This is a genomic window from Aequorivita iocasae, assembly GCF_016757735.1.
Lineage (GTDB): Bacteria > Bacteroidota > Bacteroidia > Flavobacteriales > Flavobacteriaceae > Aequorivita > Aequorivita iocasae.
Genome location: NZ_CP068439.1, coordinates 1,822,927 through 1,843,123, shown reverse-complemented (window position 1 = coordinate 1,843,123; position 20,197 = coordinate 1,822,927). Strand labels below are relative to the sequence as shown.

At 40.1% G+C, this 20,197-nt stretch carries 19 protein-coding genes; 4 read left to right on the top strand and 15 right to left on the bottom strand.

What is annotated here, in order from left to right; all coding sequences use genetic code 11:
• Window positions 1–4 precede the first annotated feature (4 nt).
• The 11 genes from JK629_RS08500 to mraZ all read right to left on the bottom strand — a co-directional run bounded on the left by JK629_RS08500 (window position 5) and on the right by mraZ (window position 12,267).
• Entirely contained in the window at window positions 5–721 is a 717-nt protein-coding gene (locus JK629_RS08500) for a cell division protein FtsQ/DivIB (protein WP_202335228.1), read from the bottom strand.
• A complete protein-coding gene (murC, locus tag JK629_RS08495; RefSeq protein WP_202335227.1) occupies window positions 711–2,066 on the bottom strand; it encodes a UDP-N-acetylmuramate--L-alanine ligase in 1,356 nt (451 codons plus the stop codon). The genes JK629_RS08500 and murC overlap by 11 nt, the downstream gene beginning before the upstream one ends.
• Before the next feature lie 64 nt (window positions 2,067–2,130).
• Window positions 2,131–3,216 (bottom strand): undecaprenyldiphospho-muramoylpentapeptide beta-N-acetylglucosaminyltransferase, encoded by a 1,086-nt coding sequence (gene murG / locus JK629_RS08490; protein WP_202338031.1) that lies wholly within the window; start codon window positions 3,214–3,216, stop codon window positions 2,131–2,133.
• Complete coding sequence (locus tag JK629_RS08485; protein ID WP_202335226.1) at window positions 3,213–4,403, bottom strand: FtsW/RodA/SpoVE family cell cycle protein; 1,191 nt, start codon at window positions 4,401–4,403, stop codon at window positions 3,213–3,215. The genes murG and JK629_RS08485 overlap by 4 nt, the downstream gene beginning before the upstream one ends.
• A gap of 13 nt (window positions 4,404–4,416) precedes the next feature.
• Window positions 4,417–5,754: a UDP-N-acetylmuramoyl-L-alanine--D-glutamate ligase gene (gene murD, locus JK629_RS08480; protein WP_202335225.1), complete on the bottom strand. Its 1,338-nt coding sequence runs from the start codon at window positions 5,752–5,754 to the stop codon at window positions 4,417–4,419.
• 1 nt (window position 5,755) lies between these two features.
• On the bottom strand, window positions 5,756–6,997 hold the full coding sequence (gene mraY, locus JK629_RS08475) for a phospho-N-acetylmuramoyl-pentapeptide-transferase (protein ID WP_202335224.1): 1,242 nt from the start codon (window positions 6,995–6,997) through the stop codon (window positions 5,756–5,758).
• A gap of 3 nt (window positions 6,998–7,000) precedes the next feature.
• Complete coding sequence (locus JK629_RS08470) at window positions 7,001–8,464, bottom strand: UDP-N-acetylmuramoyl-L-alanyl-D-glutamate--2,6-diaminopimelate ligase (protein WP_202335223.1); 1,464 nt, start codon at window positions 8,462–8,464, stop codon at window positions 7,001–7,003.
• A complete protein-coding gene (locus JK629_RS08465; RefSeq protein ID WP_202335222.1) occupies window positions 8,461–10,461 on the bottom strand; it encodes a penicillin-binding protein in 2,001 nt (666 codons plus the stop codon). Before JK629_RS08465 ends, JK629_RS08470 begins: the two co-directional genes overlap by 4 nt.
• A 52-nt stretch (window positions 10,462–10,513) precedes the next feature.
• A complete protein-coding gene (locus JK629_RS08460; RefSeq protein WP_045079210.1) occupies window positions 10,514–10,840 on the bottom strand; it encodes an FtsL-like putative cell division protein in 327 nt (108 codons plus the stop codon).
• 70 nt (window positions 10,841–10,910) lie between these two features.
• The gene (gene rsmH, locus JK629_RS08455) at window positions 10,911–11,807 is read right to left on the bottom strand and encodes a 16S rRNA (cytosine(1402)-N(4))-methyltransferase RsmH (RefSeq protein WP_202338029.1); all 897 of its coding nucleotides are present in this window, start codon (window positions 11,805–11,807) and stop codon (window positions 10,911–10,913) included.
• Window positions 11,794–12,267, bottom strand: coding sequence for a division/cell wall cluster transcriptional repressor MraZ (gene mraZ, locus JK629_RS08450; protein WP_202338030.1), 474 nt, complete (start codon window positions 12,265–12,267; stop codon window positions 11,794–11,796). Before mraZ ends, rsmH begins: the two co-directional genes overlap by 14 nt.
• A 205-nt stretch (window positions 12,268–12,472) precedes the next feature.
• Here mraZ and JK629_RS08445 point away from each other — a divergent pair, with 205 nt between their 5' ends.
• Together JK629_RS08445 and yihA are read left to right on the top strand one after the other, a co-directional pair.
• Window positions 12,473–13,237, top strand: coding sequence for an alpha/beta fold hydrolase (locus JK629_RS08445; RefSeq protein WP_045079209.1), 765 nt, complete (start codon window positions 12,473–12,475; stop codon window positions 13,235–13,237).
• Window positions 13,238–13,370: 133 nt separating this feature from the next.
• Window positions 13,371–13,976, top strand: coding sequence for a ribosome biogenesis GTP-binding protein YihA/YsxC (yihA, locus tag JK629_RS08440; RefSeq protein ID WP_202335221.1), 606 nt, complete (start codon window positions 13,371–13,373; stop codon window positions 13,974–13,976).
• A gap of 22 nt (window positions 13,977–13,998) precedes the next feature.
• Here the strand turns inward: yihA and gldC are convergent, their stop codons facing one another.
• Window positions 13,999–14,337: a gliding motility protein GldC gene (gene gldC / locus JK629_RS08435; RefSeq protein WP_045079207.1), complete on the bottom strand. Its 339-nt coding sequence runs from the start codon at window positions 14,335–14,337 to the stop codon at window positions 13,999–14,001.
• Entirely contained in the window at window positions 14,337–15,296 is a 960-nt protein-coding gene (gene gldB / locus JK629_RS08430) for a gliding motility lipoprotein GldB (protein ID WP_202335220.1), read from the bottom strand. Before gldB ends, gldC begins: the two co-directional genes overlap by 1 nt.
• Window positions 15,297–15,401: 105 nt before the next feature.
• Here gldB and nadE point away from each other — a divergent pair, with 105 nt between their 5' ends.
• Window positions 15,402–16,190, top strand: coding sequence for an NAD(+) synthase (gene nadE / locus JK629_RS08425; RefSeq protein WP_202335219.1), 789 nt, complete (start codon window positions 15,402–15,404; stop codon window positions 16,188–16,190).
• Between the two features lie 164 nt (window positions 16,191–16,354).
• Entirely contained in the window at window positions 16,355–16,987 is a 633-nt protein-coding gene (locus JK629_RS08420) for a response regulator (protein ID WP_202335218.1), read from the top strand.
• Between the two features lies 1 nt (window position 16,988).
• Here JK629_RS08420 and dnaG read toward each other — a convergent pair whose 3' ends face one another.
• Both dnaG and JK629_RS08410 read right to left on the bottom strand, forming a co-directional pair.
• A complete protein-coding gene (dnaG, locus tag JK629_RS08415; RefSeq protein WP_202338028.1) occupies window positions 16,989–18,947 on the bottom strand; it encodes a DNA primase in 1,959 nt (652 codons plus the stop codon).
• Between the two features lie 106 nt (window positions 18,948–19,053).
• The gene (locus JK629_RS08410) at window positions 19,054–20,124 is read right to left on the bottom strand and encodes a hypothetical protein (protein WP_202335217.1); all 1,071 of its coding nucleotides are present in this window, start codon (window positions 20,122–20,124) and stop codon (window positions 19,054–19,056) included.
• Between the last annotated feature and the right edge of the window lie 73 nt (window positions 20,125–20,197).

Below are 20,197 nucleotides of genomic sequence, written 5' to 3'. Positions count from 1 at the left end.
GGCCTTACTTTTTTGTGGCGATTACCTGACTCTCAAATTTCAGGCTTACCGTACCGTACCCATAAAGAGTACTATCTTGTTTTGTTTTTTTATAAAACGCTTTAAAGTTTTGAAACTTCTTGTCGATGTTTTCGGGTTTTCCGAAAAGTACTTTAAAATCTACTTTCCGAAGTTCCAATTCAATATCGCCGTTCGTTTTTTGGTTTAAGCCCACTACACTACGCTTCATAAACTCATCTGCTTCAATCTTAAGAAGTAGCGGCGTAACTTCATTGAAGTTATTTTTTGAACTTCCGGTAATTATTGGCACCCTAGCTGAATAAACGTCAGACAACGGCATCTTCTTTCCATCTGCATCTAAATAATAATCCGGCGAAGCAGACACCCTGCCTATAGGTTTGCGCTGCTCAATTTTTGCCCCCAAAGTACCGTCAACCGAGATATAGACCTGAGCATCACGAACCATAGGGTTTTCCCGCAATCTTTGCTCCATCTTCTTCAAAACTAAAGTTTCTTTGTCTATGCTCGTAACCTTATCATGATTTTGTATCAACAATTTATTAACTGTATTGTAGGTTATAAACGGGCTGTTTTCATCGACAAACTCTACGTCCAGTTTTTTTATTTTTCGCGAATCATTTCGTTTTTTGGTAAAGCTGAAAAGAAACGCCATAATGCCAAGCAAAATGATAAATTTGATGATTTCAATGCTACGCTTCATTTTTCAATATTTTTGTTAATTTATTTACTTCGGCACCAATATTTCCTGCCCCAACGAGCAGTTTTATCCTGCATTTTGATTTCAACAATACCTCTGGCAAAGCAGATTTAAAAACCAGTCTTTTGTTTTTTGCTATTATTTGCTTTAAAAGCCATTCCGAAGTAATACCTTCAATAGGTTCTTCCCGTGCAGGATAAATATCGAGCAGCACAACTTCGTCAAACTGCGATAAACTTTTTGCAAAACCTTCTGCAAAATCACGAGTTCTGCTGAAAAGATGTGGCTGAAAAACAATCTGTTTGTGATCGTTTGGGTACATTTCGTCAACGGCTTGAAATAACGCATCAATTTCTGTGGGATGGTGCGCATAATCGTCTATCAGAACCAATTCTTCGGTTTTTATTTTATAGGAAAAGCGGCGCTTCACCCCTTTAAAAGATGCCAATGCTTTGGGCAGACGATCGGTTGGGGAGCCTGCTAAAATCGCCATACCCAAAGCCATAATGGCATTTGTAAGATTGTGGTGCCCTGGAAGATGGAAGGTTAAGTTTTCCAACGTTTCCGTCGGGGTTTTTAAATTGAAAAGGTATGCACCGTTTTCAATTTTTACGTTTTGAGCTTCGTAATCTGCGGATTCTTCTACAGCAACAGTCATTCCGTCTAACGGAAGGTTATTTTTTATAAAAACGTTATCTTCTTTTTCAACCAATTTTGCAAAATTTCGAAAAGCATCTTCTATTTCATTAGCATCTCCATAAATGTCCAAATGGTCGGCATCCATTGATGTTACACAAGCAATGTCTGGCCGAAGCTGCAGAAAAGATCTGTCAAATTCATCAGCCTCCACAACAGTTATTTCACTGCCTTTATAAATAAAATTTGAATTATAATTCTCTGCTATTCCCCCCAAGAATGCGGTTACGGGCATATTACATTCAGCTAGCAAATGACCTAAAATGGCTGAAGTTGTGGTTTTACCATGAGTACCCGCCACCGCCAAGCAAAGGGTGTTTTTAGAAACTTCACCCAAAAGCTGGGCGCGTTTTAAGATTGAAAATTCTTCGGAAAAGAAATAGTTTAAAATTTTATTACACTTGGGAATGGCGGGCGTATAAACTACCAATACATTTTCGTTGGAAATCACCTCTTTTTGAACCTCAGAAATTTCATCCACAAAAGTCACAGGTATTCCTTCGGCTACCAATTCATCGGTCAAATCTGTTGAAGTTTTGTCATAACCAAAGACATTTTTACCCTGCATTTTAAAGTAACGCGCAAGCGCACTCATCCCAATGCCGCCAATGCCAACGAAGTAGAAAGTTTGTATGTCTTTAAGGTTGTTCAAAGTTTTTTATTGATTAATTGTGTAATGGCTTTATTGTTAATTTTTATTGGTTATTGGTTATTGTTCATTGTAAAAGTTTTTCAATCTCTTCAACTATATCTTTGGTTGCGTTTGGTTTTGCTAGTTTTTTTATGTTTTCAGATAGGGTTTTCTGCTTTTCTTCGGAAGCAAGCAATGCTGAAAATTCGTTTTCGAAATTGGCATCCAGTTCACTTTCCTTAATCAATAACGCGGCATTTTTTTCTGAAATTGCCAGCGCGTTTTTGGTTTGGTGGTCTTCAGCTACGTTGGGAGAAGGAATAAACAGTACTGGTTTCCCCACCAAGCACAACTCAGAAACAGAAAGAGCACCCGCACGCGAAATGATGAAATCTGCCGCAGCGTATGCCAAATCCATTCGGTTTAAAAAAGGATGGATTTGAACCGTTTGGGAACCTTTGTTTTTATAGGTTTCTTCGTAAAATTTTCCGCATTGCCAAATAACTTGCAAATTCTGTTTTTCAAAAAAAGGAAGTGATTTTTCTATCAATTGATTGATGCGGCGCGCGCCAAGACTTCCGCCCAAAACCAACAAGGTTTTCTTTTCTTTTTTTAAATTGAAGAATGCCATTGCCTCTTCTTTTTTTAAAGAAATATCCAGCAAATCCTGCCGCACGGGATTGCCGGTGAATTTTATTTTTTCGGAAGGGAAGAATTTTTCCATTCCTTCATACGCCACACAAATTTTCTGAACTTTACCGCTCAACCATTTGTTGGTGATGCCAGCATGGCTGTTCTGCTCTTGAATTAAGCAAGGAATGCCTTTCAAAGCCGCCATTCGCAACAAGGGAGCACTGGCATAACCGCCCGTACCAATTGCAACATCTGGCTTAAACTTTTTAAGAATTTTAAGCGATTTTCCAAGACTGGAAACAAGTTTCAACGGAAACGCCAAATTCTGCAATGATAAACTACGCTGCAGCCCAGAAATCCACAGGCCCTTTATTTTGTAACCTGCCTGTGGCACCTTTTCCATTTCCATTCTATCTTTTGCGCCAACGAACAAAAATTCAGCATCGGGAAAACGGGTTTTTAACTCGTTCGCAATGGCAACCGCCGGGTAAATATGACCTCCGGTGCCTCCGCCTGATATGATGAATTTATATTTCAAATTGTTTCGCTTAAAATATCCAATGGGTTTTCTTCTGTTTCTTCTTTTGCAACCACCTCCCGTTTTGCGCTCACGCTTAAAATCATTCCAAGTGCTAAACACGTCATCCAAATTGAGGTACCGCCACTGCTTATTAAGGGTAAGTTTTGACCCGTTACCGGAAACAATTCGACGGCAACAGCCATGTTGATCATCGCCCTAAAAACAATGGGTAAGCCCACGCCAATGACCAATAGTTTTCCAAAAATGGAGGTCGATTTGTGCGCTACAACGACAATTCTGAAAAGCAGAAACAAATACATAACCATCAAAAACATGCCGCCCAAAAGGCCAAATTCTTCAACGATTATTGCATAAATAAAATCTGAGGAAGACTGAGGTAAAAAGTTTTTCTGTACGCTTTTTCCAGGCCCCAATCCCGCCACACCACCAGAGGCGATTGCTATTTTTGCTTTTTCTATTTGATAATCGGCCTCTGTATCTGTATCATCACTAAAGTTTTCAACACGGCTTATCCAAGTATCCACACGGTTTGGGAAAACGCCTGGAAATGCCTTAGCCGTAAGCACAAAAAGCGTAAGGAATATTAATCCTGCACCTAGGATTATTCCCAAATATTTTAAAGGATAGCCTCCTACAAAAACCAACATCACGATCATTGAAAAGAAAATTGCCGTAGTAGAAAAGTTAGCGGGAAGTATTAATGCCAGCACTAAAAATACTGGCAACCACAGCGGTAAAATTGTTTCCTTAAAAGTAACCGTCTTGTCTTTTATGCGCGAAAGATACCGTGCTACATAAGTCATCAAAACCACTCCTGCGAGTGTAGAAGTTTGAAATGTAATACCTACAAAAGGCAAACGTATCCAGCGGCTTGCGTTGGCTCCATCTATAGTTGTACCCTCTGCCATCGTGATTATCAAAAGCAAAATTATAATCGGCATGGCGATAATGGAAAGTCCCCGGAAATAATGATAAGGTATTTTGTGGATCCCATAAAGAATTCCAAAACCTAAAACCAAATGTGAAAAATGACGGAGCAAATAAGGCAACGTGCTTCCATCTCCGTACAAATAGGCCAGATTGCTACTAGAACTGTAAACCGGCAAAAAGGAAAATAACGCCAAAAGGCCTACAATTCCCCAGATTGCTTTATCACCCTGTATGTAATGGAAAATATTTTTCACTTGTTTTTAAGAATTATAGATTTCGCACCGCATCCTTAAACTGTCTGCCGCGATCTTCGTAGTTTTCAAATAAATCAAAACTTGCACAGGCCGGGGAAAGCAAAACGGTGTTATTTCTTTCAGCCAATTTGTAGGCAACCTGCACCGCCATCGCCATGGAATCGGTTTCAATTATTGTATCCACAACATTTCCGAAGGCATTGATTATTTTCTCATTATCAACTCCCAAGCAGATAATCGCCTTTACCTTTTCATTCACCAATGGTAAGAGTTCGCTGTAATCATTCCCTTTGTCCACACCGCCCACAATCCACACGGTTGGGTTTTCCATACTGTCCAAAGCATAAAAAGTTGCGTTTACATTCGTGGCTTTGGAATCGTTGATATACATCACATTGTTTATCTTCAAAACTTTTTCCAATCTGTGCTCCACACCTTGAAATCCTTCAAGACTTTCACGAATGGTCTGTTTTCTAATTCTCAGTAGTGTGGCTACCGTACTGGCGGCCATTGCGTTCTTTACATTGTGTTCCCCTTGTATTCCGATTGTTGCGATTGGCATAGTAAATTCTGTATTATTTATTTTTATTATTATTTCGTTGTTTCTTTTAAATGCTCCCTGATTCAATTCTTTTTTGGTTGAAAAAGGCAGCGGTTGTGATTTTATGGAATTTTGCGAAAGCCACTTTATGATTTCAACATCATCTGCGTCATAAATGAAGTAATCCTGCGAGGTTTGGTTCATCGTTATCCTGAATTTTGAAGCGATATAATTTTCATATTTATAATCATATCGGTCCAAATGGTCCGGACTCAAGTTGGTCAAAACTGCAATATGCGGTGCAAAGATTTCAATGCCGTCCAGCTGAAAACTGCTGAGTTCGAGTACGAAATTTTCAAACTTTTCCTCTGAAACCTGCTCTGCAAAACTCTTTCCGATGTTACCTCCCAAAGCCACATTCAATCCGCCGTCTTTCAGCAATTCATAGGTCAAACTTGCGGTGGTTGTTTTTCCGTTGCTTCCGGTTATTCCTACGATTGTTGCTTTGGTATATTTTGAAGCAAATTCAATTTCAGAAATAACCTTCACTCCCTTTTCGTGCAACTTTTTAACAATTGGTGCCTTATCGGGAATTCCCGGACTTTTCATCACTATGTCAGCCGAAAGAATTTTGGCTTCGGAATGGCCTTCCTCTTCCCATTTAATTCCATTATTTATAAGAACTTGTTTGTACTTTTCCTTTATTTTTCCGAAGTCTGAAACAAATACTTCAAACCCCTTTTTTAATCCTAACATGGCTGTGCCTACCCCGCTTTCGCCTCCTCCTAAAATCACCAACCGCTGTTTCACTTTATCTAATTTTTAAGGTGACGATCGTGATAATGGCTAAAAAAATTCCCACAATCCAAAACCGCGTAACAATTTTACTTTCGTGGAAACCCTTTATTTGATAGTGGTGATGCAATGGCGACATTCTGAAAATGCGCCTGCCTTCACCAAATTTTTTCTTTGTGTACTTAAACCAGCTTACCTGCAAAACAACCGAAAGATTTTCCATCAGAAATATTCCACAGAGAATGGGTATAAGCAGTTCTTTTCGAACTGCAATTGCAATTACGGCTATAATTCCGCCAATTGTCAAACTGCCCGTATCGCCCATAAATACTTGGGCGGGATAGGTATTGTACCATAAAAAACCGATAAGCGCTCCTACGAACGCGGTGATAAAAATGGTCATTTCACCGGTGTTTGGTATGTACATAATGTTGAGATAATCTGAAAAAATAACATTACCGGAAACCCATGCAAATAGCGCAAGCGTTAGCCCAATTATAGCCGAGGTCCCAGCGGCAAGACCGTCAATTCCATCTGTGAGATTGGCACCGTTTGAAACTGCCGTGATAATAAAAATTACGATGGGGATAAAAATGAGCCACACATAACTTTTATAATCTTCACCCGCCCAGCTTATGAGTTTAGAATAATTAAATTCGTTTTCCTTCACAAAAGGAATGGTGGTAAGCATTGCTTTGTCCTTTACGTAAAATGTATTTACGGACTCTTTGGCAATAACTTCTGTTACTTGAGTTTCAGTTTCAGGATTTTCGATGGTACGCTGCACAATAATGTCTGGGTGCAAATACATGGTTGTACCCACAAAAAGGCCCAAACCAATTTGGCCAATTACCTTAAATTTTCCCGGTAATCCTTGTTTGTCATTTTTAAACTTTTTGATATAATCATCAATAAATCCGATGGTTCCCATCCAAACGGTGGTAACAATCAAAAGAATTACGTAAATGTTTTCAAGTTTCGCAAAAAGCAGAACAGGAACCAATGTGGCGAGAATTATAATGATTCCGCCCATGGTCGGGGTTCCTGCTTTTTCGTTTTGACCTTCCAAACCAAGATCACGGATAGATTCGCCAACTTGTTTTTTCTGTAGATAATTGATTATTTTTTTTCCATAAACCGTGGCGATAAAAAGCGAAAGGATAACCGCCAAAATTGCCCGGAACGTAATAAAATTGAACAGCCCCGCACCTGGCACGTCGTATGTTTTATCCAAATATTCAAAAAGATAGTAAAGCATTGGCTATTTGTTTAGGGCGGTTAAAAGTTGGTTTACTATTTTAAAATCATCAAAATCGAAGCGCTCTCCGTTTATTTCCTGATAGGTTTCGTGGCCTTTTCCGGCAATCAAAATGATATCGTTTTCCTGCGCCATTTGGCAAGCCGCTTTTATGGCTTCCTTTCTATTTGTTATTGAAATCGTCTTTTTATAATGCTCGGCAGGCACGCCTTTTTCAATCTGTTCGATAATTTTTTCAGGATTTTCGGTGCGCGGATTGTCGCTGGTAAAAACCACTTTGGTGCTCAACGAAGCGGCAATGTTTCCCATAACCGGGCGCTTCTGGGCATCGCGGTCACCGCCACAGCCTACCACGGTTATAACTTCTTCGTTGCCCGTGCGGATTTCATTTATGGTTTCCAAGACATTTTTCAGGGCATCGGGCGTATGTGCATAATCCACAATAGCAGTGATTTTCTTTTCTGAAATTAAATATTGAAACCTGCCGCCCACACTTTCCAGTGTGCTCATTATTTGAAGAATTTCAAGTTCCTTTAACTCCAAAAGATGTGCGGTACCAAAAATTGCAAGTAGATTATACGCGTTGAATCCACCAATCAATTTCACCCACAATTCCTGATTGTTTATTTTCAGAAGTTGCCCTGTAAATTGGCTTTCCAGAATTTGGGCTTTATAGTCGGCGTAGGTTTTTAGGGCGTAGGTATATTTTCTCGCTTTCGTATTCTGAAGCATTACCAAGCCGTTTTTGTCATCCACATTTACCAGTGCGAAAGCAGATTTCGGCAAAGCATCAAAAAAGGACTTTTTCACATCGCGGTATTCCGCAAAATCTTTGTGATAATCCAAATGGTCGTGCGAAAGATTGGTGAAAACGCCTCCGGTGAAATGAAGCGCCTCAGTTCGTTTTTGGTGGATTCCGTGCGAACTCACTTCCATAAAGCAATATTCCACGCCAGCGTCCACCATTTCGCGCAAATATTTGTTGATGGTCAACGAATCCGGCGTAGTGTGCGTGGCTTTAAATTCGGTATCGCCAACCATTATTTTTACGGTGGAAAGCAAGCCAGCTTCCAAGCCCGCTTTTTTAAAAAGTTGATATAAAAGAGAAGAAACCGTTGTTTTCCCGTTGGTTCCGGTTATACCGACAAGCTTTAATTCTTCGGAAGGATTGCCGTAGTAATTGGCAGCCATTATCGCCAATGCCTTATGCGAATCCGCAACCTGCACATAGGTAATTCCGTTGATGATGTTTTCTGGCAAGGTTTCGCAAATAATAGCCAAGGCACCTTGGTCGGCAGCTTTTTTTATGAATTGATGCCCATCTGAAACCGTTCCCTTTATCGCAATAAAAACGTCGTTTAAAGAAACATTTCGGGAATCAAATTCCAGATTGTTTATAGCCACGGAAGTACTGCCAACGACGCTTTCGATGGTAACTTTGTACAATATGTCCTTTAACAATATCACGATAAATTCAAGGTTATGGTTTGTCCCTTCTTTAAAGTTTCGCCAGACTTTATGGATTGGCTGGCAACGGTGCCATTGCCCACAACCTGCACTCGCAGCCCGAGATTTTCAAGTAAGGAAACGGCGTCCATTCCTGCCATTCCGGTTACATTCGGAATTGTTTTGGCGGGTTGTTGCAACTTGGCATAATATCTTTCAAAATCCTTTTCAATGGTTGGGTCTGGTTGTTCTATGCTTTCAACCTTGTCGATATTTCGGGACTCGGTAAAAATTTTCTGGGCAATTCTTTTAAAAACAGGTCCCGAAACATCGGCGCCGTAAAACCCTTTTTTCGTACTCGGTTTGTGAATAATCACGATACAAGAATACTTTGGGTTTTCCGCAGGAAAAAAGCCTGCAAAAGAAGAAATGTAACGGCGGTTGCTTTTCCAATCCGGCATCCAATATTCGGTTCGGGCAGTTCCGGTTTTACCGGCCATTGAAAAATCTGGAGAATAAAGCGATTTACCCGTACCACGCATTACAGTGTTCTTCATAATTTCCTTGATTTTGGCCAAGGTTTCATCAGAACAAATTTTAGGGTTTATTACTTTGGTGTCGTAGGTAGTTACTTTTTCATTCCAAGCGCGGACTTCCTTTATAAAACGAGGTTTTACCATTACGCCGTTATTGGCAATGGCATTGTAAAAATTTAAAGTTTGAAGTGGAGTGAGACGTAGGTTATACCCATAGGCCATAGAAGGAAGTGCATTCTTGCTCCACTTTTTATCGCCAGGCTGTGGAATCATTGGTACGCCTTCACCCTTAATGGCAACGCCTGTTTTTTCGGTAAGATGCCAGCTTTTTAAACGGTTGATGAATTTGTTGGGATTTTTGGAATAGTTATCATTTATAATTGTGGCCAATCCAATGTTTGAAGAAACTTCCAAAGCTTTTGCAGCCGAAATTTTTCCGTAGCCGCCTCGGTGCGAATCGTAAATTTTTCTTCCGTAGAAAACCTTTACGCCGTTGCCTGTATCAACCACGGTACTGGTGTCTATTACCTTATCTTCCAAAGCGGCCATCATTGCCATTACCTTAAAGGTAGAGCCCGGCTCGTGCGATTCGCCGATGGCGTAGTTCAATTTTTCATAATAGGTTCCGTTGGAGGTGCGGCCCAAATTTGAGACGGCTTTTATTTCGCCCGTTGCTACTTCCATCACAATTACGGTTCCGTGCTCGGCTTCGTAATATTCCAATTGTTTTAGCAAGGCGTGGTGAGCGATGTCTTGAATGTTCACGTTTATGGTTGAAACGATATCATAGCCATCCTGCGGCTCAATCTCATTGTCGTCGGAAATTGGCTTCCACTGGCCCTTGGCTATTTTTTGCTTTAGCCTATGGCCTTCCTTGCCCGTAAGCAAATCGTTGAATGCTCCCTCCAAACCAACGGCGTAGTATCCCGGACGGTCATAAGCCTCATCGCCCACGGTGCGTTGCGCTATCTTACCAATGGGATGCTCGCGGACGGTGCGCTGTTCCACAATAATTCCACCTTTGTAGGGACCTTTGCGGAAAAGCGGCAGGTTTTTCACCTTTATATAATCTGAATAGCCCAGATTTTTTACGATAAGCAAATACCTGTTTTTATCGGCACGCGCTTTTCTGAACATATTTTGATAATGCGAAACGGGCTTCCCAAACATTTTGCTCAACCCTTCGGAAAGTGGCTTTAAATTTTCCTTGAAATCTTCCGAAGAAACCGTTACCGCGTCAAAGCGGATGTCATATTTTGGGACTGAAGTAGCTAAAAGACTGCCATCATCGGCGTAAACATTTCCGCGGTTCGCAGGAATCACGAAGTTTTTCGTGGTGTTCTCCTTTGCCAATTCGCGATATTTTTCACCATCCACAAACTGAATGTTCATCAACTTCACACTAATGGCAAGCGCAAAAAGAAACATGCATCCGGCAACGACGTATAGACGGTTTAATATGTTTTTTTCCTCAAAAGCCATGATCAGGTATCGGTTGTCAGTTATTGATTAATGGTTACACTTTTAGCATTAGCTATTTTTTATTTTCCGGTTCAATTATTCGAATTCTTTTCGGAGGTGTTGTGGATGGTTGCAACCCATGACTTTCCATTGCGGCAATAATTTTGCTCTCCATCCGTGCCTGCATCAACAACATTCGCACATCAACATATTCACTTTTCAGTTCTTTCACTTGTGCATTCAATTTTGAAATTTTATGGACTTTTTTGTCTGCGCTGTGCGAACTGCCAATCATAATCAAAGCCAATACGGAGAGGAAAATGATAAAGCGCCAGTTTTTCAGCGCGTCGTCGCTCACCAAAAATTTTCCTTTTATTATGTTGTAAAAACCTTCTTTCAAAATTTGTTAATTCGTTAATTCGGGATTCGTTGATTCGTTAATTTGGCGCGCGATGAATCGGGCGCCTACGTTATATTTTTTCCGCTATGCGAAGCTTGGCACTTCGGGCACGGTTGTTTTGTTTTATTTCTTCATCGGAAGGGATTATAAATTTCCCCACCGCCTTGAACGGCACTTCAAAATGCCCAAAAGCATCCTTCTCTGGCTCCCCTTCAAACAATCCGTTGCGGATATATCTTTTTACCAACCTATCCTCCAAAGAGTGATAGCTTATTAAACTAAGGCGCCCACCCGGTTTTAAAACTTCGTTCGTTTGAAGCAAAAACTCTTTCAACGCCTCCAGTTCCTGATTCACCTCGATGCGAATGGCCTGATATATCTGGGCCAAAATCTTGTTTTCTTTATGCGCCGGCAGAAACCTGCTGAGCACTTTTTTTAATTGTTCGCTCGTTTTTATCATTTCGGTCTGGCGCGCTTCCACAATTACGCGGGCCATTCCTGCAGCGCTTCGCAATTCACCGTAATTTGAAAGCACATTTCGCAATTGAACCTCTTCATATTTATTGACCACCGTATATGCCGAAAAATTTGTATCGCGATTCATACGCATATCCAAATCGGCTTCAAAACGGGTAGAAAAACCTCTCTCGGCCACATCAAACTGATGCGATGAAACCCCGAAATCGCCCAAAATCCCGTCCACCGTCCTAAAACCGTGGAATCTCAAAAATTGCTTCAGAAACCGAAAATTTTGGTTTATAAGCAAAAAACGCATATCGTCGATAGCGTTTTGCAAAGCGTCCTTGTCCTGATCAAAGGCGATGAGTTTTCCAGCGGGGCCCAACCGCTTCAGGATTTCGCGGGAGTGGCCGCCACCGCCGAAAGTGACATCAACATAAACCCCATCTGGCTTTATGTTAAGCCCATCAACAGTTTCTTTCAGCAAAACCGGATTATGATATTCCATCACCATCATTGCTTTTATTTCCCATTACTTCTTCGGCCAAATCGGCAAAATCGCTTGCGGCATCGTCAATGGCCTGTTCGTATTTTTCCTTATCCCAAACCTCCACAATGTTTATCGCGGAAGAGAACACAATTTCCTTGTTGATGCCGGCAAAAGAGAGCAAGTCCTTTGGAATGAGCAATCGGCCTGTAGCATCAAGCTCTACAGTCTTTACGCCAGCCGTAAACCTTCTTATGAAATCGTTATTTTTTCTGTTGAATCGGTTCAGCTCGCCCATTTTCAGCATGAGGGCGTCCCATTCCTTCATCGGGTAAATTTCCAGGCAGGGCTGGAAGACCGCGCGCTTGATAACGAAGCCTTCGGGAGCCACGGTCGCCAACTGCTTTTTCAGCGGCGCAGGTACCATGACCCTTCCTTTTACGTCTGCTTTACATTCGTATGTGCCTATTAGATTGAGCATTGTGGAAATTCCCGATTTGTAATTTATAGTTTCAAATATATATAACTTTTCCCACTTTTTACCACATTCTACCACTTTGTTGATAAGTTTTACCACATTGTAGATAACCTAAAATGGAACTGGCGATGAACAAAGCCTAACATTAAATAGACCGTATGAAATATTTTTGTTTACTTTTGTCTTTCTAAATTGCACCAACCACAGCATGTCGGAAAACTTAAAGAAAGAAGGAAAATTTTCATATTTAGAAATAGGTGAAGGCACACCAATAATCATTCTTCACGGACTAATGGGCGGGTTAAGCAATTTTGACGGAGTTGCAGATTTCTTTCCGCCAAAGGGATATAAAATCCTTATACCCGAATTGCCCATTTACAAAATGACCCTCTTGCGTACCAACGTGAAAAATTTCGCGAAATACGTGGGGCAGTTTATCGACCATTTGGGTTATGAGGAAGTGATTCTTTTGGGAAATTCGCTGGGTGGGCACATTGGCCTACTCTGCACAAAAATGTATCCCGAAAAAGTAAAAGCTTTGGTAATCACCGGAAGTTCTGGTCTTTACGAGAGCGCCATGGGCGAAAGCTACCCAAAACGCGGCGATTATGATTACATAAAGAAAAAAGCCGAAAACGTTTTTTACGACCCTGCTGTGGCTACCAAAGAAATTGTGGACGACGTTTATGAAACCGTAAACGACCGAAACAAATTAATACGGACACTGGCCATTGCAAAAAGTGCCATCAGGCACAATATGGCAAAGGATTTGCCCAAAATGTACACCCCAACCTGTATTATCTGGGGGAAAAATGACAACGTAACCCCTCCGGAAGTAGCCATTGAGTTTGATGAACTACTACCAGATTCTGAATTATTCTGGATTGATAAATGTGGCCACGCCGCAATGATGGAGCATCCCGATGAGTTTAATGAACTTCTTTACTCTTGGTTACAGAAACGAGGGTTTTAGTAGTTTCAAGTTTCAGGTTTCAGGTTTCAAGTTTCTAAAAAAACATATTCTCCCGCATAACCCTTAACTCCTAACCCTTAACTTTTAACTCTTAACTCTTAACTCTTAACTCTTAACTCCTAACCCTAAAGCAATGCACATAAAATCGGCAGAATTTGTAATGAGCAACAGCGATGTTGCCAAATGCCCAAAGGACCGTTTGCCGGAATACGCTTTTATTGGACGCAGTAACGTTGGGAAATCTTCGCTTATCAATATGTTGATGCAGCGCAAGAGTTTGGCAAAGACTTCGGGAAGACCTGGAAAGACTCAGCTTATAAACCATTTTCTAGTAAATAAGAATTGGTATTTGGTGGATTTACCGGGCTATGGGTATGCACGTGTTTCAAAAAGCAGTAAAAAGACTTTTCAGAAATTCATCACCAATTATTTTGAAAAGCGGGAGCAAATGGTACTCGCCTTTGTATTGGTAGATTGCCGCCACGAACCGCAACCCATCGATTTGGAGTTTATGCAATGGATGGGCGAAAGTGGAATCCCCTTCAACATCATTTTTACAAAAGCAGATAAGCTGAAGCCAAAAGCATTGGAAAGAAATATGGCTGCTTACACCGAAAAAATGCTCGAAACCTGGGAAGAAATGCCGCCGTATTTTGTTACCTCAGGCAGTGATTCCACGGGAAGGGATGAAGTGTTGAATTATATTGACGAATTAAATAAAAACCTAACAGGTCTTTGAGACCTGTTAGGTTTAATCGGCCTTATCCCCGCTTCAACTCCAATTTTTCAGCAAAATAATCACAGAAATCGCGCATCGTGGCGCTCATCTTTTCGTCATTGGTGGCACGCTGAAATGTATCGGCCATCGCACTTAAGGTTTGGTGGAAGAAAATTTTCATCTCGTCCACGGGCATTTCCTTTGTCCAAAGGTCTATCCGGAGCGATTCCTTGCTTTTACTGTCCCAAACCGATAGCATCACCGCCTTTGTTTCCTCGTTTGACACGCCGCCGTCCTCGGCTGTCCAATGGATATTTTCAGGTATTTTATTTTCGTCAAGACCCACTTTTAGCCTTATTTCTGAAGTGTGTTTAATTGCCATTATTTCTTTGGTTTGTATTTTGAATTCGTAAATATTTCTTCAGCATCTGTTACCATTAGTCGCTGAACATCTGTATCATTTTTTTCCATATAGGCGCGAACAATCTTCCAGCCCAAATAGCGCCCCAACATTCCCGGAGATTCATTATCTATTTCCAGATAAAATTTTGAAAAAGGCGCGGGACTTATAAACCGTGCCCCCAGCTTTGGGTCTGTACTGTAGAGCAATTCCTTCTCAATAAAGTAGCGCCACATATATTCCTCGTTCTCTTCGGCCCACTGGTATTCTTCTTCGGTATAGCCTATTTTTTCAGCATTTGTAGCGTTTGGAAGCCAAAGATCTTTTAAATAGAGCTCTTTTCCGAAATAAATAATCTGACCCAAAAAAGTAGATTTGTTGGGCGGTTTTATATACTGTCTTGCATAGGTTTCGGCCACATCGGGACCTATTTGTGAAGGTTTCATTTCTTTGGAAATATATTTATCAATGCCTTCGTAAAAACGGTGATCGGCGCCCAAGTAATTATCCAAAGCAATAACCAGCATACTATCTGCAAGGATGACCTTGTTGCGATAATCTACATCTGAGGTAGTGGTCACCACCAATGGGGTTTTAAAGTTCGGGAAGTAATATTTAATATGTTGAAACAATGGAATTAATATATTTTCCAATTTTTCCTCGTTGGGAAAAGTTTTTTCTATCTCAGCTTCGAGTTGGGTTTGTAACGTATCCGTCAATTTTTCAATCCAAATACTATCGTTGTACTGTTTTGGAAAAAATTCTGGAAATTCAGCTTTTAATTTTGGGAGTGTTTCGGCAGTAGCAGCCGCAAACTTCTTATCAAAACGGATGATTTCCACATTTATAGGAATTCTTTCAATCTCCTTTTCAACCTTGCTCTCGTCATTACAGGAAAAAAAGAAAACACCCAAGAGAACCAATGCGCAATATTTCACCATAGAAAAAATGTTATTGTTGGTTAACGCCAATCCTTTTTATTAATTTTATCTTTAATCACTTTTGCGGTGCAAAGGTATTATTATAAAAGATTAAAAACACAGAAAATGCAGACTGAAAAAGTTATAGAATATATTGTAGATTGGCTTAAAAACTATGCGCAAAACGCAAAAATGGATGGTTTTGTAATAGGAGTAAGTGGCGGTATAGATTCGGCGGTAACCTCAGCGCTATGTGCAAAAACCGGGCTTAATTTATTATGTGTGGAAATGCCCATTCATCAGGCATCATCACAAGTAAGTCGAGCAGTCAATCATATTGCTTGGCTGAAGAAAAATTTTCCAAAAGTTGAAAAAATTGAAGTAAACCTCACCCCTGTTTTCGATTCTTTGATTATCGCTTTACCAAAAGTTGAAAAAGAAGAAGAGCGCTTCATGTCGCTAGCAAATACACGTGCCCGATTGCGGATGACAACTCTTTATTATTTTGCAGCCTTTAACAAATATTTAGTTGCGGGAACCGGCAATAAAGTAGAAGATTTTGGTGTAGGTTTTTATACAAAATACGGCGACGGCGGTGTGGATTTAAGCCCTATTGCCGATTTGATGAAAAGTGAGGTCTATGAAATTGCACGATTCTTGGGAATAAATAAAGAAATAATTGCAGCGGCACCAACAGATGGATTATGGGGTGACGACCGAACAGATGAAGACCAACTTGGCGCAAGCTATGATGAACTGGAATGGGCGATGAGAATGGATGAAAAGGGTAAAAGCAGCTCCGATTTTTCAGAGAGGGAAAAAGTAGTTTTTGATATTTATAAAAGATTAAATAAGGCCAACCAGCATAAAATGCTCCCAATTCCAATTTGCGAGATTCCCAAAGAATTTAAATAATATTGTTATTTACCGAACAATTTAACCATTAAACGAAAGGTTTAATTTTCTTTACGTGTATATTTTATATATTCAGAATGTAATATTAATATTACGTGTCTAAAACTCATATGCTCCCCAAATCTGAAGGTTTTATACATTTTTGAATTTATAAAAACACTAAGATGAAAAAAGTTGTAATTGCAGACCATCACCCTGTAACTAGAAAAGGTGCTTCAATTTTGCTTGATAGCACAAATGAGTATACTATTGTTGGGAAAGTAGCGCGAGGATCGGAATTGTTGAAGTGCCTTGAGGAAGAACGCCCAGACATTTTGATTTTAGAATTGAACATTCCAGAAATTAATGGTTTTCACGCCCTACGAAGTATTCGTGAGGAATTTCCAAAAACGCGAATCGCTATTTTTTCATCCCATCCAGAAGAAATTTATGCATTACGCTCTATAAAATCAGGTGCTGCAGGCTACATTTCAAAAACATCGTCTTCTGAAGAATTTTTACAAGCTATTAAGCGTATTGCGCTGGGTGGCATATATTTAAACGATGAGCTTACAGCGGCTTTCAGCAACCACTCCGTTAATGACAACACAATTGTTGGTAGATACAAAAAGCTTTCGGCGCGTGAAATAGAAGTGTTAAATTTGCTTTCCAACGGCAAACGCAACAAAGACATAGCATCCCTTTTAGAAATCAATGAAAAAACCGTGAGTACTTATAAAACACGGCTTTTAAAAAAACTAAACGTTACAAGCTTGGCAGAATTGATAAACCAAGCCCGGATGTTTCAGTTTAACTAGGCTATAAAACCCGGTTAAGTTTATTGGAAAGCACTTTTTTAAGGCTTAAGTAATCAACAATTTCCTGTAGACCAGATTCTTTTTCAGGATTGTCTTCCTGTTTCATTGTCTCGGAAAGTTCGTTTATTTTCTGTGAAACTAAATGGCGACGCAGGTTCAATATGGTTTCACTAACCATTTGGGCTATGGTTTGTTCTTTTTCCTTCACATAAATTTCCTTACGTTCCCAGTTATGGAGTACATAACGCTCCTCTTCCATCAAAATATGTGTAACCGCAGAAGCCAACTCCGGCTTTAGTTCATTTATAAATGTCTCGGCCTTTGCTTCTGGATTTTGGTTAAAACGATTGACCACTTCAAAATACAACTCCTTAAACTCTGAATTTGTAAATTCAATCTCATCTTCCTGTAAGTCTAAATAAATTTTTTCAAAAACGCGTGACTTGTGAATTTCTGGCCTAAAGGTTATTTCGCCTTTATCATCTGCCTCCAAAATTAATTCCTCAAAATCTTCTTCTACATTTCCATAAAGCAATAGCAATTCAATAATTTTCTGTTCTAGATGAAGCTGCACATCTACCTTATCAATCTTTTTTTCGGCGGGAATTACTTGAAAAGCTTCTTGTGGTACGGTCGCTTTTTTGGCAGTATCTTTTCTGTCCTTTTGAAAAATCTGCGCAAGCGTATTGAAAAGAACCTGTTCTGAAATGTCCATTATTCGGGAGCATTCTTTTATATACACTTCTCTTTTTATAACATCGGGAATTTTGGCGATGCTATTAACCATATCGTGAATGGTCTCAGATTTTTTTATGGGGTCGTTCTTTGCTTCGGAAGCGAGAAGTGAGGCTTTAAAAGTGATAAAATCCTTTGCGTTTTCTTCCAAATAAAGCGTGAGTTCTTCGAGAGAATTTTTGCGTGAAAAACTATCTGGATCTTCCCCTTGTGGAAAAGTGCAGATTTTTACGTTCATTCCTTGTTCCAAAATCAAATCGATGCCGCGAAGCGATGCACGAAGCCCAGCCGCGTCACCGTCAAACAGCACGGTTATATTTTTTGTGAGCCGGTTTATAAGCCGAATCTGCTCTGAAGTAAGTGCGGTTCCAGATGAAGAAACCACATTGTGAATGCCCGTTTGGTAAAACTGGATAACATCGGTATAACCTTCTACCAAATAGCAATTGTCTTCTTTTGCAATGCTTTGCTTGGCGTGAAAGATTCCGTAAAGCACTTTGCTCTTATGGTAAATATCACTTTCGGGAGAGTTTAAATATTTTGCCGCTTTTTTATCTGAAGTTAAAATACGCCCTCCAAAACCCAATGTGCGCCCGCTCATACTGAGAATTGGAAACATTACCCTTCCCTTAAAGCGGTCAAATTGTTTTTCTTCCTTTACAATTGTTAACCCTGTCTTTTCCAAAAACTCAAGTTTATAACCCTTTTTAATGGCGTGACTGGTAAAGGCATCCCAAGAGTCTGGCGAATATCCGAGCTCAAATTTTGCAATTGTTTCATCAGTAAAACCGCGCTCCTTAAAATAGGAAACCCCGATGGCTTTTCCTTCTTCGGTTTTTACCAATGTGTTGTGGAAATAATTTTTTGCAAATTCACTTACCAAATATAAGCTCTCCCGCTCGTTGGCTTGTTCTTTGTCTTCGGTAGTTTGTTCGGTTTCCTCAACCTCGATTCCGTATTTTTTTGCCAAATATTTTATAGCTTCGGGATAGGTAAAATGCTCGTGCTCCATCAAAAAGGCCACTGCGTTTCCTCCTTTTCCGCTACTGAAATCTTTCCATATTTGCTTTACCGGACTCACCATAAAACTCGGCGAACGCTCATCGGTAAAGGGGCTTAGACCTTTATAATTGCTCCCGGATTTTTTCAACTGTACAAAATCACCGATCACCTCCTCTACCCGGGCGGTTTCAAACACATTGTCTATGGTGGTTTTAGAGATCAGATTGTTAGATTTTTGATTTGTAAAAATAGGGATATTACGAAAAGAAACCCGCACGAATTTTAAAAATCCACACAGGTTTTAAACAACGAATATGAAAAGATGCTTGCTAATCCATATCAAAACGCAGACCGAGTGAAACGTTGCGCTGCTCAATAGGGTTATTCTTGAAAATGGTGTTGAGGTCATACTTGGCATACAGTGCCATACCCTGCCAACCTATATACCCACTAAGGCCATAAATGAAATTGTTTGTGTTATAATTCGCTTTAAGTTTTAGTTTTTTGTCTTCGCCCTCTTCCTCAAATTTTAATTTTTGGCGCGCGCCTAGATTGATACCTGCATAACCACCAAGACCTATTTTTATCTGGTTTTCGGTAGAATAACGAAAATACCCATCATGTTCTATCTTTTTTGAAGGACCAAATTCAAAGTGTATGGGAACCACAAGATTGTCCATCCTAAATTTTGATTTGTCCAAATCTAAAGGATATTCCTGAAGCTCTGTCTGCTCTCCCGTATCAACATAATAACGGTTATCGGTCGGTTTTAAACCATTGAATTGAACGGAAAGACCATACTTTACGCGCAGCCAATTTGTATTTTTGAATACTCTTGTCTTCCACGCCCAGCCAAGTTCGGCAAAGCGACTTCCCGCAATCTTAAAATCTGAATCCTGCAAAGATTCGCCCTCGGTAATTACATTGTTGAGGCCGAAGGCAAAAACAAGGTCTGAGGTGGTGCGACGGTCGTATTTTCGCTTTTTGTTTTTTGGACCTATATAGAGTACGTTGTCATTTTCATTATCCTTACCGGACGAACCGAATCGAAGTATAATTTGATTGTCCTCGTCTTCGTCCACCTTTCCGTTTCGTTGCAATAGTGCTACCTTATTGTCTATAATTGCCAAACGGTTTTCAATATTCAGCGCATGTTTTTCAGCAAGCTCTTGCTTTAGTATTTCCGCTTCCGCTTCGGTGATGTTTTCATTTTCAACACGCTGGTTTATATTTTCCACGCCCGCCTTCAGCGCATCTTTTTCCTCTTGAATAATTGTTTCCCTTAAAGAATTGAGCCGCTCCACTGAAGTTTGCGTATCGTGATCGTTTTCTTGAGCCTGGACGTAAATCCCTGCAAGTAGCCAAAGGGCGAGGGCGGTAGTAAATGTAATTAATTTCATAACTGTTCGATTTTTGATTAATGATGATTTATTGATGAATGATTTATTGATGAATGATTTATTGTACAATTGT